Origin of the sequence: Haloferax sp. DFSO52 (genome assembly GCF_048158745.1) — an archaeon.
Classification (GTDB): Archaea; Halobacteriota; Halobacteria; order Halobacteriales; family Haloferacaceae; genus Haloferax.
Genome location: NZ_JBLOPB010000002.1, coordinates 508,277 through 520,948 on the forward strand (window position 1 = coordinate 508,277; position 12,672 = coordinate 520,948).

General features: G+C 57.8%; 13 protein-coding genes. 7 read left to right on the forward strand and 6 right to left on the reverse strand.

Features of this window, described 5'->3' with window-relative positions; genetic code table 11:
* Positions 1 to 15: 15 nt before the first annotated feature.
* Complete coding sequence (locus tag ACK3SC_RS12030; RefSeq protein WP_416840430.1) at positions 16 to 543, reverse strand: metal-dependent hydrolase; 528 nt, start codon at positions 541 to 543, stop codon at positions 16 to 18.
* Positions 544 to 628: 85 nt separating this feature from the next.
* On the opposite strand from ACK3SC_RS12030, the gene ACK3SC_RS12035 reads away from it, so the two are divergent.
* From ACK3SC_RS12035 to ACK3SC_RS12045, 3 genes are all read left to right on the forward strand, one after another.
* Entirely contained in the window at positions 629 to 1,378 is a 750-nt protein-coding gene (locus ACK3SC_RS12035) for an ABC transporter ATP-binding protein (protein ID WP_416840431.1), read from the forward strand.
* A complete protein-coding gene (locus tag ACK3SC_RS12040) occupies positions 1,371 to 2,606 on the forward strand; it encodes an FtsX-like permease family protein (protein WP_416840432.1) in 1,236 nt (411 codons plus the stop codon). The genes ACK3SC_RS12035 and ACK3SC_RS12040 overlap by 8 nt, the downstream gene beginning before the upstream one ends.
* Positions 2,607 to 2,721: 115 nt before the next feature.
* Positions 2,722 to 3,933 (forward strand): ABC transporter permease, encoded by a 1,212-nt coding sequence (locus ACK3SC_RS12045; protein WP_416841221.1) that lies wholly within the window; start codon positions 2,722 to 2,724, stop codon positions 3,931 to 3,933.
* 270 nt (positions 3,934 to 4,203) lie between these two features.
* Here the strand turns inward: ACK3SC_RS12045 and ACK3SC_RS12050 are convergent, their stop codons facing one another.
* The 4 genes from ACK3SC_RS12050 to ACK3SC_RS12065 all read right to left on the reverse strand — a co-directional run bounded on the left by ACK3SC_RS12050 (position 4,204) and on the right by ACK3SC_RS12065 (position 6,497).
* Positions 4,204 to 4,734, reverse strand: coding sequence for a hypothetical protein (locus ACK3SC_RS12050; protein ID WP_416840433.1), 531 nt, complete (start codon positions 4,732 to 4,734; stop codon positions 4,204 to 4,206).
* A 163-nt stretch (positions 4,735 to 4,897) separates the two neighbouring features.
* Positions 4,898 to 5,272 carry a type II toxin-antitoxin system VapC family toxin gene (locus ACK3SC_RS12055; protein ID WP_416840434.1) on the reverse strand — a complete coding sequence of 125 codons (375 nt, stop codon included), beginning with the start codon at positions 5,270 to 5,272 and terminating at the stop codon, positions 4,898 to 4,900.
* Positions 5,273 to 5,503 (reverse strand): AbrB/MazE/SpoVT family DNA-binding domain-containing protein, encoded by a 231-nt coding sequence (locus tag ACK3SC_RS12060; protein WP_416840435.1) that lies wholly within the window; start codon positions 5,501 to 5,503, stop codon positions 5,273 to 5,275. It lies immediately after the preceding gene.
* A gap of 211 nt (positions 5,504 to 5,714) precedes the next feature.
* A complete protein-coding gene (locus ACK3SC_RS12065) occupies positions 5,715 to 6,497 on the reverse strand; it encodes a CPBP family intramembrane glutamic endopeptidase (protein WP_416840436.1) in 783 nt (260 codons plus the stop codon).
* 204 nt (positions 6,498 to 6,701) lie between these two features.
* Between ACK3SC_RS12065 and ACK3SC_RS12070 the strand changes: the two genes are divergently transcribed.
* From ACK3SC_RS12070 to ACK3SC_RS12085, 4 genes are all read left to right on the forward strand, one after another.
* Positions 6,702 to 6,977 (forward strand): hypothetical protein, encoded by a 276-nt coding sequence (locus tag ACK3SC_RS12070; RefSeq protein WP_416840437.1) that lies wholly within the window; start codon positions 6,702 to 6,704, stop codon positions 6,975 to 6,977.
* A 1-nt stretch (position 6,978) separates the two neighbouring features.
* The gene (locus ACK3SC_RS12075) at positions 6,979 to 7,890 is read left to right on the forward strand and encodes a DUF4350 domain-containing protein (RefSeq protein ID WP_416840438.1); all 912 of its coding nucleotides are present in this window, start codon (positions 6,979 to 6,981) and stop codon (positions 7,888 to 7,890) included.
* A gap of 69 nt (positions 7,891 to 7,959) precedes the next feature.
* Positions 7,960 to 8,949 carry an AAA family ATPase gene (locus ACK3SC_RS12080; RefSeq protein ID WP_416840439.1) on the forward strand — a complete coding sequence of 330 codons (990 nt, stop codon included), beginning with the start codon at positions 7,960 to 7,962 and terminating at the stop codon, positions 8,947 to 8,949.
* A gap of 266 nt (positions 8,950 to 9,215) precedes the next feature.
* Positions 9,216 to 10,241, forward strand: a complete 1,026-nt coding sequence (locus ACK3SC_RS12085; protein WP_416840440.1) for a hypothetical protein — start codon at positions 9,216 to 9,218, stop codon at positions 10,239 to 10,241.
* Between the two features lie 665 nt (positions 10,242 to 10,906).
* On the opposite strand, the gene ACK3SC_RS12090 is transcribed toward ACK3SC_RS12085, so the two are convergent.
* Positions 10,907 to 12,544, reverse strand: coding sequence for a right-handed parallel beta-helix repeat-containing protein (locus ACK3SC_RS12090; RefSeq protein WP_416840441.1), 1,638 nt, complete (start codon positions 12,542 to 12,544; stop codon positions 10,907 to 10,909).
* Positions 12,545 to 12,672: the final 128 nt, after the last annotated feature.

Sequence of the window (12,672 nt, forward strand, 5' to 3'; positions counted from 1 at the left end):
CAGTCGTCCCCTCGACTACTGATTCGAGAGTCGTTGTCTGCGAGTATAGTAGTCGTACCCCCAGACAGCGAGCGCGATGACGACGAGGACCCACTGAACGCGATGGTTCGGGTTACTCACAGAGTTGATGGCGCGAACCCACGGCGGAACCCCATCTGACGGATAGTCGATTGCCGGGAACACAGGCCACAGCAAGTAGCGCGTCGAGTACCAGTCCCCGGCGAGAAACGCGCGATACGAATCTCCCAGATAGTGCGACAGCACGCCGACTGAGAGCGCAACCGCGTAGTCGCCATAGCCTGCCCGGTAGCCGAGTCGAAGCACGACGGCCAACACGGGAATGGCGACGAGAAGCGAGTGACCGAGTGAGCGCCCACTCGCCAGCACCCCGAAATAGACGAGTGGTTTGTCGATGAGGTCGGGGAGTTGTGACCCGAACAGGGCCGCCACGATGACCCACCCGCTCGGGAGTGGCCGATTTCGAACCCGCTGGACGAACACAACCGAGAGATACGCGAACGCGAGATGGCCGAGGGGAAACACTACTGTGGAAAACCGCATCGACGCTATTGAACCGTGGGGTCTGCAAGCCCGTAGATATATGTCGTCCTATCGGTCATGTGATGGTATGTCTGAGTCGGTCTCCGAGTCGCGTCTCTCTCCCCCTCCTGAGGCGTCTCCTGCTCTCTCCTGCAAGAACGTCGTCCGCGAGTACAGGCGCGGGTCGAACTCGCTGTTCGCTTCTTCAGCAGACGCACCGACAGTCCGGGCGCTCGACGGTGTCTCACTCGCTATCTCGACCGGTGAGTTCGTCGCCATCGCCGGCCCGAGCGGGAGTGGCAAATCGACGTTACTCCACCTCCTCTCTGCACTCGACACGCCGGATAGCGGCGACGTCTCTGTCGCGGGGACCGACGTTCGGTCGCTCTCCAGCCGCGGTCGAACCCGACTCCGCCGCACCACCATCGGCATCGTCTTCCAACACTTCCACTTGCTCCCCTCGCTGTCCGCCCGGAGCAACGTCGCGTTGCCACTCGTCGAACACGGCGTGTCGAAACGCGCCCGTCACGAACGCGCGGACGAACTCCTCTCACAGGTTGAACTCGCAGACCGAGCCGACCACACCCCCGGCGAACTCTCGGGTGGCGAACAACAGCGCGTCGCAATCGCGCGGGCACTCGTCTCCGACCCGGCGGTCCTCGTCGCCGACGAGCCAACCGGTGAACTCGACACGGAGACGGGCCACCGCGTCCTCGACTACGTCGAACAGACTGCCGCCAACCGAGCAGTCGTCGTCGCCACACACGACGAACACGTCATCGAACGTGCCGACCGAGTCATCCGCCTCCGTGACGGAATCGTGGTGAGCGATGGGTAGGCGACACCGACTCGTCGGCATCGTCGGCCTCGCCGCCCGACGCGTCCTCGGTCGCCTTCGGACGACATCCTCGAAGCAGGTTCTGTTGAGCGTCCTCGGCGTCGCACTCGCGGTGACGCTCATGACGACGGTCAGCGGCATCGCACTCGGCCTCGGCGCGGAGAACGCGATTCAAAGCGACGGCGTCGATTACTGGGTCGTCCCGGAGGCGAGTACGGCCTCGTCAGTCGCGGTGTCGGTCGGCGGTCCACAACTCGGCGAGACACACTCGATAACGGAGCGCCTCTCGACTGACGAGCGTATCGACTACGCAACACCGGTCCAGACGCAACTCCTCACAGTCTCCACCGCAAACGAATCGACCAGTGAGTACGTCCTCGCAGCCGGAATCATCCCACCGGCCGACCCGACGAGTGTCGTCGGCGTCTCGACGAGTGCGCTCACACCGGGTGACCCACACTATGCGAACGGGACGTACGATGGCCCTCGGACCGGTGAAATCGTCCTCAACAGTGCCGCTGCCGAACTCCTGGGCGTCTCCGAAGGCGACGACGTGACCGCAACGGTCGGGTCGTCGCGAGCGACGTTCACCGTCGTCGACGTTCACGACGGCGACCTGTCGAGTGGTGTCGGCCCCGTTCCCGTTGCACTCGTCCATCTCTCTGAACTCCAGACGATGACCGGGTCGACACAGGGTGACCTCGCAGACCAACTCCTCGTCAGTACGAATTCGCCGGGAGTGAAATCGGATATCGAGGCACTCTATCCGCGAACGACCGTCGTCACGCAGACTGGCCTGTCCGTCCGTGGTGCCTCTACGTCGAGTCTACCGCTCGCGATGGCCGCCATCTCGCTCGTCGTCGCCGTCCTCGTCGGTGTTCTCTTCGTCGCGACGATGATGGGACTCGAAGTCACTGCCGACCGCAAGAACCTCGCTGTCCTCGCGGCGATGGGCTACAGCACTGGGTCACGAACGCTGCTCGTCGTCTCCGAGACGGTTCTCGTCGCCACCGTCGGCGGCGTCGTTGGCGTCGTCTTCGGCATCGGTGGAATTTCTCTGACAAACGCCATCACGCAGGAACTCCTCGGCGTTCGAGTCGCGCTGTTCGACCCGATTCTCGTCGCCTACAGCGTCGGTGTCGCGGCGCTAATCGGCCTCGTCTCGTCGGTCTATCCCGCGTGGCTGACGTGGCGAACACCCACACTGGAGGCGATGTCCCGTGACTGACCGAGAAGCCGATGCCACTTCAGACGATGCCGGTGCTACGCCGGATGAGGCCGGTGCCACGCCGAGTGAGCGTGATTACACGCCAGACAGTGCACGATTCCCACGTCTCGCTCGGATTCGCGCTGCTGCAGGCATCGCCACCTCCCAGCTCACACACGCTCGTGGACGGACGATTCTCACCATCCTCGGAATCACGCTCGCCGTTCTCGCAGCGACGCTCCTCGCCGGAACTGGCATCGGCGTGGTCGAGACCGGCCAAGAGAAGTTCGATGCTGCCGGCCGCGACATCTGGATGACCGGCGGCCCGGTTCGGTTCTCACCGACTGGCGTCGGCGGGTTCGAAAACACCATCGTCGGGGCACACGAGTTAGAAGCCGAGCTAGAGGCGCGCGACGACGTTCGCGTCGCAACGCCGATGGCGTTCCAGACGGTGTACGTCAAATCGAACGACTCTGAGTACGAGACACTCGTCGGTGTGGGCGCACCTGCCCGTGGCGAATCTGTCCAGATTACCAACGGCTCTGGATTCAGCAGTGAAGACGTTCATTACGGCGACGGAAACTACACCGGGCCGATGACTCACGAAGTCGTCATCGACCAGCGAACGGCCGACCTGATGAACGTCTCTGTCGGCGACTCACTCTACATCGGTGGCACGACGGGCATCGCCAGAAATAACGAGTTCACCGTCGTCGGCATCTCTCCGACGTTCTCACAGTTCCTTGGGACGCCGAGCGTCGTCGTCCACCTGAGTGAGTTACAGGAGATTACCGGGACGACTGGGACCGACAAAGCATCGCTCGTCACGCTCACTGTCGAAGACGGGGCCGACCCAGAGACCGTTGCAACCGACCTCGAAGCGGCGTATCCTGCCTACGACGTTCGGACCAATCAGGAACAACTCACAGAACTCCTTCGCGAACAGGCGGTCATCATGGCTGCAGGCGGCAGTCTCGTCTTCCTCGCACTGTTTGCCGGCCTCGCACTCACGGTGAACATTCTTCTCTCACACGTCTACCACCAGCAACGCGAGTTTGCCGCACTCAAAGCACTCGGCACGTCCTCGTGGACGCTCTCGTTGACACTCGTCTTTCAGGCCCTCTTCGTGGGGACGATTGGCGGCGCGCTCGGCGTCGTCCTCAGCGTCCCTGCCGCTCGTGGACTGAACTATCTGGCCGAATTCATCGTCGGATTCGACGGAATCGTCACGCTCCCACCGTCGGTTCTCGTCGGTGGCTTTGCGATTGCGTTCGCGATGAGCGTCGTCTCCTCCGTCGCTGTCAGTCGGCAGATTGCGGGAATCAGGCCGCTCGACCACCTTGGGTGACCCTTGATGCTGGCGTCTGCTCTCCCCTCGACGACTCTGATGAAATCCTCTATCGCTGATAGTTCGGTGAGGCCGTGCTGAATACAGCGCGCGAGTCTATCAGCGGATGCACTTTAGCAGGATGAACCGGATGTGTGTCTTCCTACTTTCGTTTTACTGTGTTCTCTCTATCGAAATAGCGGGGGGACTCTGCGGACCACAAGAGTACCGAGAAAACGGAATAAGACTCGCCAACAGGCAGAGAGCAGAGTAATTTTGCTCGATCATCAGTCAGTTGCTGGTCTCTTCGAGGAACTGTCTCACTTCATCAAGTTCTGGACACCCACCGAACTGATTGTCGCAAATGTATAGGAATACTCCTCCATTGGAGAGTTCTTCGGCGTGTCCAGCCGGGATCGAGAGCAACCGTTCACGACCAATCTGGTCTGTAAGGTCAGCATTGTAGAATGTTATTGCCTGCACAGGACGATTGAGTAACGTTTCGTCATCTGTCGGGACCACGGGGTTATTTTCGTTCGTATACGTTCCATAGACGAACCCCATTCGTTCGAATAGTTCCTTTGCAGCCTCAACGAATGCGTCGTGCGATTCACTATCTGGAACAGAGTTCCGATGTGTCCGCAATTCGACCCTGCATCTATCTTCGGCCACCGGGCGGATAATTAGTTTGAATGGGAAACCACGATTTGGTTTGAAGTCGAGTGACACTATGAGAGCAGTCGTCTCTGGGTCAAGCTTATAATACTCTTCAAGAATCTCTCCAATATGTTCAGTACACTCAAACTGAGCAGATTCGTTCACATAACTCGACTCACTGGTCACTCTGTTAGACACCATATAGTTCCCCGGTGCTGCACTCGTGTTATAGCGTGCCCCCCGTGACACGAGAAAGAATAGCACTCGGCTAGCGAGTGTTGAGTCCGGCGCATCAGTATGCACGAACGTGAGATTCCACTCCATAGTCTCACTCGTCTTGGACTGTCTTCAGGTCGAGCCGTGGAGCAAACGATTCGTACGTCTCATCACTCGAAACGATGGTATCACCATCTGATTCAACGAGGTGGAGCGCGTCGAACGGTGTGAACCCGTGGTCTTCGACGTAGGTCGCAGCTGTGACAACGGTGTCCACATCACCACGTACTTCCAACAGAGCAGCGGCATTTGTGACAACTCGCTCTGTATCTCGTTCTTCACGATATGCAACCATGAGGAGTTCGATGAGTGTGAACTGGGACGTCCATAGTTCGTCCCGGTGGTCGCGGTATACTTCCTCTGCGGCGTCACCAAGCCAGTCTTCGTCCTTGATGAGTGCCAGAATGAAGTCTGTCTCCGCGTACATTCAGCGTCCAGCCTCGTCTAGTGCTGCGTTACGTGCTTCCTGCCGGAGTTCTTCCGCCGTCTTCTCGACGTCTGCGAACTCAGAGCGGAGGGCATCGAGCGGGTCATTCTCAATTGGAATCAACTTGATACCGTCGTGAAGCTGGACGATGTGGTAGTGTTCGCCATACCGCTCTCGAATCTCTTTCGGGAGCGTCAGGCGTCCACGACCGTCCAGCGTTGCTTCGGACATACGCTCATATTGTGTGGGTAGGTACAAGTAATTTCCCCGAATTTGTCTAAATACCCACTCAATCAAATCAATCTTGCTTGCTGAACTCACTCTCTGTCTGTGTCACGCCTTTTCTGGCAGTGACTGGGGAGGTTTCGACGGGCGTTCTGCTGTGGTCGTGCTGAATAGAGAGTGTACACTCGCAAGGGGGAACCTCAGCAGCACAGTGGAATCATCCCTGAATGACGCTTGCGGCTAACACGACTACCCAGATTGCGTTCCCGAGTCCATGGACGGTGATGCCAGCCCACGTCGTCTCGTAGCGCTGCGCAAGATACGGTGTCACAAGGCTCGTAGGGAGTAAGGTCACGAAGTTCCACCACATGAAGGCGTGGACCACGTACGCCCAGAGTATTCCGTTGAGCAACCACGCCCATCGACCGAAGACCGCTTCCTGACGGGGAAGGAGGTAGCCCCGCCAGAGGAGTTCTTCACCAGCGATGTTCACCACGAAAGCCAAGATCCAGAAGGGAACGATCCATAGGTTCCCGGCAAGTGGCATCCCCATGAACGCCGACGGTGGGACGTCGACTGGAGTGAGCGGATCGAGGAGAGGTGGAAGCACAGCTGGTAGCGGAAGCGGGACTATCGTAGCTACCCACACACTCACGGGCTCTAGTAGCGCTTCTACCGCGAGTACGAGCAAGCCGGCAGTGAGAAAGAGAAGCCACTCGCGCCGTGTCGGCCACTGAAGCCGGAACCGGTCCCGGAATGCTGGCCACCGCCAATCGCCACCACCTCGCTGGTACACGACGAGTGCAGCAGCGAACACGACGACGATGGGAAGGAATAACGAACCGGTAATCGCAAACAGGAGTGGCACACGCCTGGCTACAAGCCACGGTGTTGCGACGTAGATGCCCACGAATATGAGCAAGCCGGCAGCGACGAAGTATGGTACCGTCCCAAAACCTGCGCTAATCCGACTTCGAGTGGACGAAGTGTCGACAGACATCTGTTGCTCTTCTGTTTTTGACACGCGTACTGTCTTGGTTGGCTGTAAATGTAAATTCAGGCACCGATACTGGCTCAGCTGACCGATCCAACCGCTCTATTCAGCACGCGAGCTCTGTCAGAACGTGATGATTTCAACGGAGCCTCCTCGCCCTCCTATCCGACAAGCGATAGTTTAGTTATCCCTGACCGTCCACGACAGCGTATGGCAACGGCACGACGTGAACGATTCATCCGCGCCCAGCTCGCCTGGATGCTGGGCGCGACGCTGGTGCTCGTCCTCCTCGACGCACTGTCGTACGAGCTGGTGTTCGTCGTGTCACTCATCGGTTTTCTCGTCGTCGTCGAACTCACTGCACCGATTGCAGTGACGCCACGCTGGCGACGGCGACTGCTCTGGCTCATCGGTGGTGGCCTCGTCGTCTTCGGCTACATCGTCGTCCAGCGAATCCTCGATATCCTTCCGCCAGGGGTGTTCTAACGTGCGAATCGGGTCGTCCGATATCGGCTATCCACACCTGCTCGTCGCAGGACTGCTCACAGCGATGCTCCTCGGCGTGGGCGTCGGGGCCAGCACCTCTGGGACGGCATACGGCGCGTTCAACTCCGCGTGGGATGGCGGCTCCGCACTCCGCGACGTTGCGACTGACGCAGAGACCGAGACGTCCATCGTGTACAACACGACCGAGTACGACGAGGCAACCGAATCCGAGACCATCGCGTTCGTCATCTCACCCACGAATGGATACACGGACGCGGAGGCGGCCCGTCTCGAGTCGTTCGTCCGTGCTGGCGGGACGCTCGTCGTTGCTGACGACTTCAGACTCCACAGCAACGCACTCCTCGAACGAATCGGCGCGAGTGCCCGCATCGACCAGACCCCGCTTCGCGACGACCGCCACCAGTACAAGACGGGTGCGTTGCCGGTCGCGACTCGTGTCGAATCGTCGCCGGTCACCCGCGACGTCGATCAACTCTCGTTGAACCACCCGACGACCGTCTCTCCGAACGGCTCGACGGTTCTCGTTCGCTCGTCGAACTTCTCGTATCTGGACCGCGACGACGACGCAACACTCGACGACGACGAGACGCTCGACTCGTATCCTATCGTGACCATAGAACAAGTCGGTGCAGGTGAGGTCATCGTCGTCAGCGACCCCAGTCTGTTCATCAATTCGATGGTGGAGCGACCGGACAACCGCGCGTTCGCAGACGCGCTCGTCGGGTCACACGAGACACTCCTGCTGGACTATTCGAACGTCGACGAACGACCGCCGCTACAGGTGGCGCTGAACACGATTCGCAGTTCGCCGTTCTTCCAGTTCGTCGCTGGTGGTGTGGCCCTCTCCGCACTCGTCGCAGTGGCTCGATTTGGACGAAACGAGCTGGACTGAACGAGTCGTCACATCCTGTGTTCAAGAGACCGCAATTATATGTAACCGCCGTCCGCAGTAGCAGTAAGAATGAACGCTCCCGAAGAGGTCTATTCGACGATTCTCGACGAGGCGTCACAGGTCCTCGTCGGGAACGACGACGCGATTGAAGCGCTCACAATCGCGTTACTCACGAATGGACACGTCCTCCTCGAAGGCGTCCCCGGGGTCGCCAAGACGACGATTGCGAATCTCTTCGCCAACGCCGCGAACCTCGACTTCCAGCGCATTCAGATGACGCCGGACGTTCTCCCGGCCGACATCTCCGGGACGCATATCTATCGCGAAAACACGGGTGAGTTCGACCTGCAGCGAGGCCCCGTGTTCTCGAACGTCGTCCTCGCAGACGAAATCAATCGTGCGACGCCGAAGACACAGTCGGCCCTCCTCGAGGCGATGGAAGAAGGACAGGTGACGATCGAAGGGGAGACGCTCCCCCTTCCTCGGCCCTTCATGGTGATTGCGACGCAGAACCCGATCGAGTACGAAGGCACGTTCAACCTCCCGGAAGCACAGCGTGACCGCTTCCAGTTCAAAATCGTCGTCGACCTCCCTGACCGAGCAGAAGAACGAGAGATACTCGAACGATTCCATCACTCGCCGTCGCTCAACCCCGCAGATATCTCGACGGTCATCGACGACTCCGACATCGGCGCAGCGCGCGCAGTCGTCAGCAACGTCCACGTCGAAGACACAGTGTTCGAGTACATTCTCGACCTGGTGGAGGCGACGCGCGACCACCCAGAAGTCGAATTTGGTGCGTCACCGCGTTCCTCACTCGCGTTCTTGCGTGCCGGAAAGGCAGCAGCAGCGATTCGCGGCCGTGAGTACGTCATCCCTGACGACATCAAACGCCTCGCCTCGTTCGTCTTGTCGCATCGCCTCGTTCTCGGAACGGAAGCAGACCTGAGTGGCCGTACTCCTTACGACGTCGTCGACGACGTCGTCGAATCTATCTCCCCACCGGACGCTGACCTCTCGGAGTCTCCTCCCGCGGCGGTTGCTGACGACGACGACTGAGACAGGCTCCGTTCAGTTGCGCTGTCGAAAATTGTCGCATGTGGTTGTTCTCTGAGAGCGTGCTGAATACCGCGCGCGTGTCTTGCAGGAGATTGTGTGGTGATCAGGTTGTCCAGAGCGGTCGAGATAAACTGGTGCGAATATTCGAACCCTTTCAATAGAGGCGCTCTGCAACTCGTGTGTGCCTGAGTTTGCAGGCAGTTCTGACTTCGAGAACTGTCTGAGCGTAGAGAAGACATATACACGTCTGTCTACGGACGTAGAACATGAACCGACGGAATCTCTTGTTGACGACCGGGTTCGCTTTCTGTACACCGCTCGCCGGTTGTCTCGGCGTCGGACTCTTGAACGAATCACCCGACCCTCCCGAATCCTGTGACCCCGCCAACCCGGGGCTTGAACTCCCTGACGACGCCACGCTCAACAAAAATGACATCGGAGTATATGTCAAAAGAATAGAAAAACAACGCTACCTCAATCAGACTAGCTACCCGGAGTTCACCACGGTACGTCTCTCAGTGAATTCTGTCACCACCTACGACAAGGGGTTCGTGGTCAATATCCACGGGAACGGTTCGATAGACATGGGAGACAACAAAGCTATAGTCTCTATCCGCGAGACGGTGCCTGAAAATGTGACCGTCAAGTCTGCCGACACTGCCCCGTTCTCCGCTATCGACCGACTACATGAGACGATCGAAACAGCGTGGGATCGGCTGTCTGATGAGCGGTGCGAGGGCCGGGTTGCTGCCCATCTCTCTCAGAGTGAATTCGACACCGTGCGGGCAGCATTCGAGGACATGGAATCAGGCCCGGGCGACATCTATTATCTTCGGGGGGACGTTTGCTACATCAGTGTCGAATTCGAGGATTCAACGGTCATAGTTACTCTTTCCCACGACATCCCTAGAAGCGTACAGACTGAATCCGTGACAGCTGAGCAGTTCGACCTAAAACGATTACAGGAGGCCATTGATCAGGCCCTCGGCATGAGTGAGTATACCCACGACCCGGCTTCGTCATACCTCACCGAAGAAGAGTACGACCGACTGAAAAACGGGTTCGCGGAGATGGAACCAGACAAGGACGGTTTCTACTACCTCCGAGACGGCGAGTCATACGCTGCCGTCAAAGTACAACAAGAAGACGGACCCATTGGTCATCTCGCACCCTGGGTCGCGAGATACTATGTTGACGATACGCAAGTACGCGTAACTGCCGATCATGATGCTGAGAACACCGCCGATGCGGATCTTGAAGACCCAACGGAGGGCGGGGTTATCGTCTGTTAGTGAGGGAGAGGTGTGTACACCTGCACAAGTGATCGGCCATAGAGCTATAATCCGATTCACGGGGAATCGAACGGAGCCTTCGTGCTGAACTCAGCGCTCGATGTAATCTGAACGAAGGGGGACAAACGTAGAAGCACGAATGCTCAGAATAGGGAATGTAACTACTGTCGTCTCCAGAGACTATTTGCGCATATCAATCAATGCCAACCCTACGAATCCGATAAACATCGTAATCAGTAGGCACAAGACCACGATTAGATACTCACCGAGTTCAGAGTTCACGAGATGAACACCAAACAGGTTACCGAGTAAGACTCCCAGAAATGCAAAAACTGGTGCGCCAAGAGTGACATACTTGGGATTGTTCCATGCCTCGTTGTCAAACCCGAATAGTCTAGCTTTTAGCGATTCTGCCATACTGAAACATGTACAGTGAGACACATTTAATTGGCGGTCAGTATGCAGGCCGACTGACCAACTGAGTCGGTACAGAGTGTTCGGAACAGACGAGACCGTGCTGAACTCTCCCTCTACCTGTGTCACGACTCTCCTGACAGCATTCGGTGAGGTTTCTGTGGTTGTGCTGAATGCAGGGCGCGTATCTGTCAGTGTCGTACGTTCAATGAGGGAACAGCCAGCGCCCCGGGGGGCGAGCAAGAAGCCGATTACGTTGCAGTCTCTTCGTGGACACCTACGTCGTCTATCGGTGACTCACGGTATGAATCGAAGTGGACGTTCGTCACACCTGCATCATCTGGATTCTCAGAGACTGCACTCCCGGTTCCATTTGCGAGCGTCCCCGTTACAGGGTCGGAGAAGGGAGCGTCGCTATCGTTCGCACTCGATGGGCCGTCACTCGCACCCCAGTAGTTTCCAGTTGCGTTCAGCGTGTCTGGGTCCTCGTTGATGACACCATACGCGTTGTTATCTCGGAGGTCGTTCCCGTGTACAGAGACGAGTTCTGCACCTTCAGCACTATCGGCGTAACATGCTGCAGGTGAGTGTACGTGGACTCCGTTTTTGTTATCGGAGACATTGTTCGACTCAACGACGACGGGGGTGACTGTCGCAAACACGTCCACACCGTCGGTGTTGTCGAGAATGTCGTTTCCACGAACGATGTTGGCATCGCCGTTCACAGACTCGAGGACGCTGATTTTGACGCCGTCTACGTTGTCGATGATTCTGTTCTCTTCAATAACGTTGTTCTCGGCGTACCGCCCGAGACTAATTCCTGCGTCGTTGTCTCGAATCTCGTTTCCGGATATCGTGTGCCCAGTGGCGAGGAAGGAGAGTTCGACGCCAGTCTCGGTGTCAGTGATGGTATTGTTCTGCACGGTGGCGTCCACCGAATCATAGATTTCGATACCAGTTCCCACGTCGTGTACGGTGTTGTTTTTCACCGACGCCTCACGAGTACCGGTGTCGAGGAGAATCCCGGTTCCCGAACCTGTGACAGTGTTGTTCGCCACGGTGGCCCCGTCAGTCATTCCAACGACGATACCGGGATTCCCGGCAGTGGTCGTACCCGTCGTTCGCACGAAATTGTTCGCAATGCTCGTGTTATCTGCCTGTCTGATAACGATGGTCCCGTCCTGGATTTCGTTGGACTTGACGCTGATGTCGGGTTCGTATCCCGACCCATCGGATACCTTGATCGTGCTGTTCTCGACAGCGTTCTGTGTGATATCGATGTCTTCAGTGCCTGACTCGTCGAGGTTGACCCCAAGCTGACTGTCGACGAATTGATTCTCGGCGACGTCAATGCCTTCGGAAATCTTGATGATGACTCCGTCTTCGTTGCCGACGAACGTGGACTCACGGATGGTCGTTCCATCTGCTGAGGCAGGATACCCGGGACGTAATACCGAAGTGTTACCCACCTCGACACCGGTGGTGGTATTCGTCACTTCGATACCCGAGATGGTCGCGTTTCGGGTGTTGACAAGCGAGACGCCAGTCTCCCACGATTCGAGGCGAACGTCGCGGACGGTGACGTTCTGGTAGGTATCTTGGGCCCGAACCTCGTTCGCACTCACATCGATGGCGACGCCGTTGCCACCGCCGCTGAGTGAGTATCCTGCGCCGTCGAGAACCACATCACTCGACTCAATCTGGAGACACGACTCTCCAGCGGTGCTCGTCAGGTTCTGCCCGAGCGTGTAGTGTCCTGCTTCAGAAATCGTCGTACATTTGGTTATCGTCTGTCCACTCGTCGCATCTGCGGTGACGAGTGCCGGGACTGCCATGCCGCCAGCGAATGTGACCCCGACAGCGACCAGTACAGCGAGTATTTTTCGCATTTGTCATCCGTCCCTACAGACGGATTTGATAATATTATCAGAGGGCTAAAAGGAGTGCAATTCTCGAGATTGTCGGTGAATTATCTGGACGATGCTCAAGCTACGTAAGCCGAAGCAGCCAAATACGA

Coding starts and splice junctions, on each gene's coding strand:
- ACK3SC_RS12085 (WP_416840440.1), top strand. CDS start 9,216: ATGAACCGACGGAATCTCTTGTTGACGACCGGGTTCGCTTTCTGTACA.
- ACK3SC_RS12035 (WP_416840431.1), top strand. CDS start 629: ATGTCTGAGTCGGTCTCCGAGTCGCGTCTCTCTCCCCCTCCTGAGGCG.
- ACK3SC_RS12040 (WP_416840432.1), top strand. CDS start 1,371: ATGGGTAGGCGACACCGACTCGTCGGCATCGTCGGCCTCGCCGCCCGA.
- ACK3SC_RS12060 (WP_416840435.1), bottom strand. CDS start 5,503: ATGTCCGAAGCAACGCTGGACGGTCGTGGACGCCTGACGCTCCCGAAA.
- ACK3SC_RS12080 (WP_416840439.1), top strand. CDS start 7,960: ATGAACGCTCCCGAAGAGGTCTATTCGACGATTCTCGACGAGGCGTCA.
- ACK3SC_RS12055 (WP_416840434.1), bottom strand. CDS start 5,272: ATGTACGCGGAGACAGACTTCATTCTGGCACTCATCAAGGACGAAGAC.
- ACK3SC_RS12065 (WP_416840436.1), bottom strand. CDS start 6,497: ATGTCTGTCGACACTTCGTCCACTCGAAGTCGGATTAGCGCAGGTTTT.
- ACK3SC_RS12090 (WP_416840441.1), bottom strand. CDS start 12,544: ATGCGAAAAATACTCGCTGTACTGGTCGCTGTCGGGGTCACATTCGCT.
- ACK3SC_RS12070 (WP_416840437.1), top strand. CDS start 6,702: ATGGCAACGGCACGACGTGAACGATTCATCCGCGCCCAGCTCGCCTGG.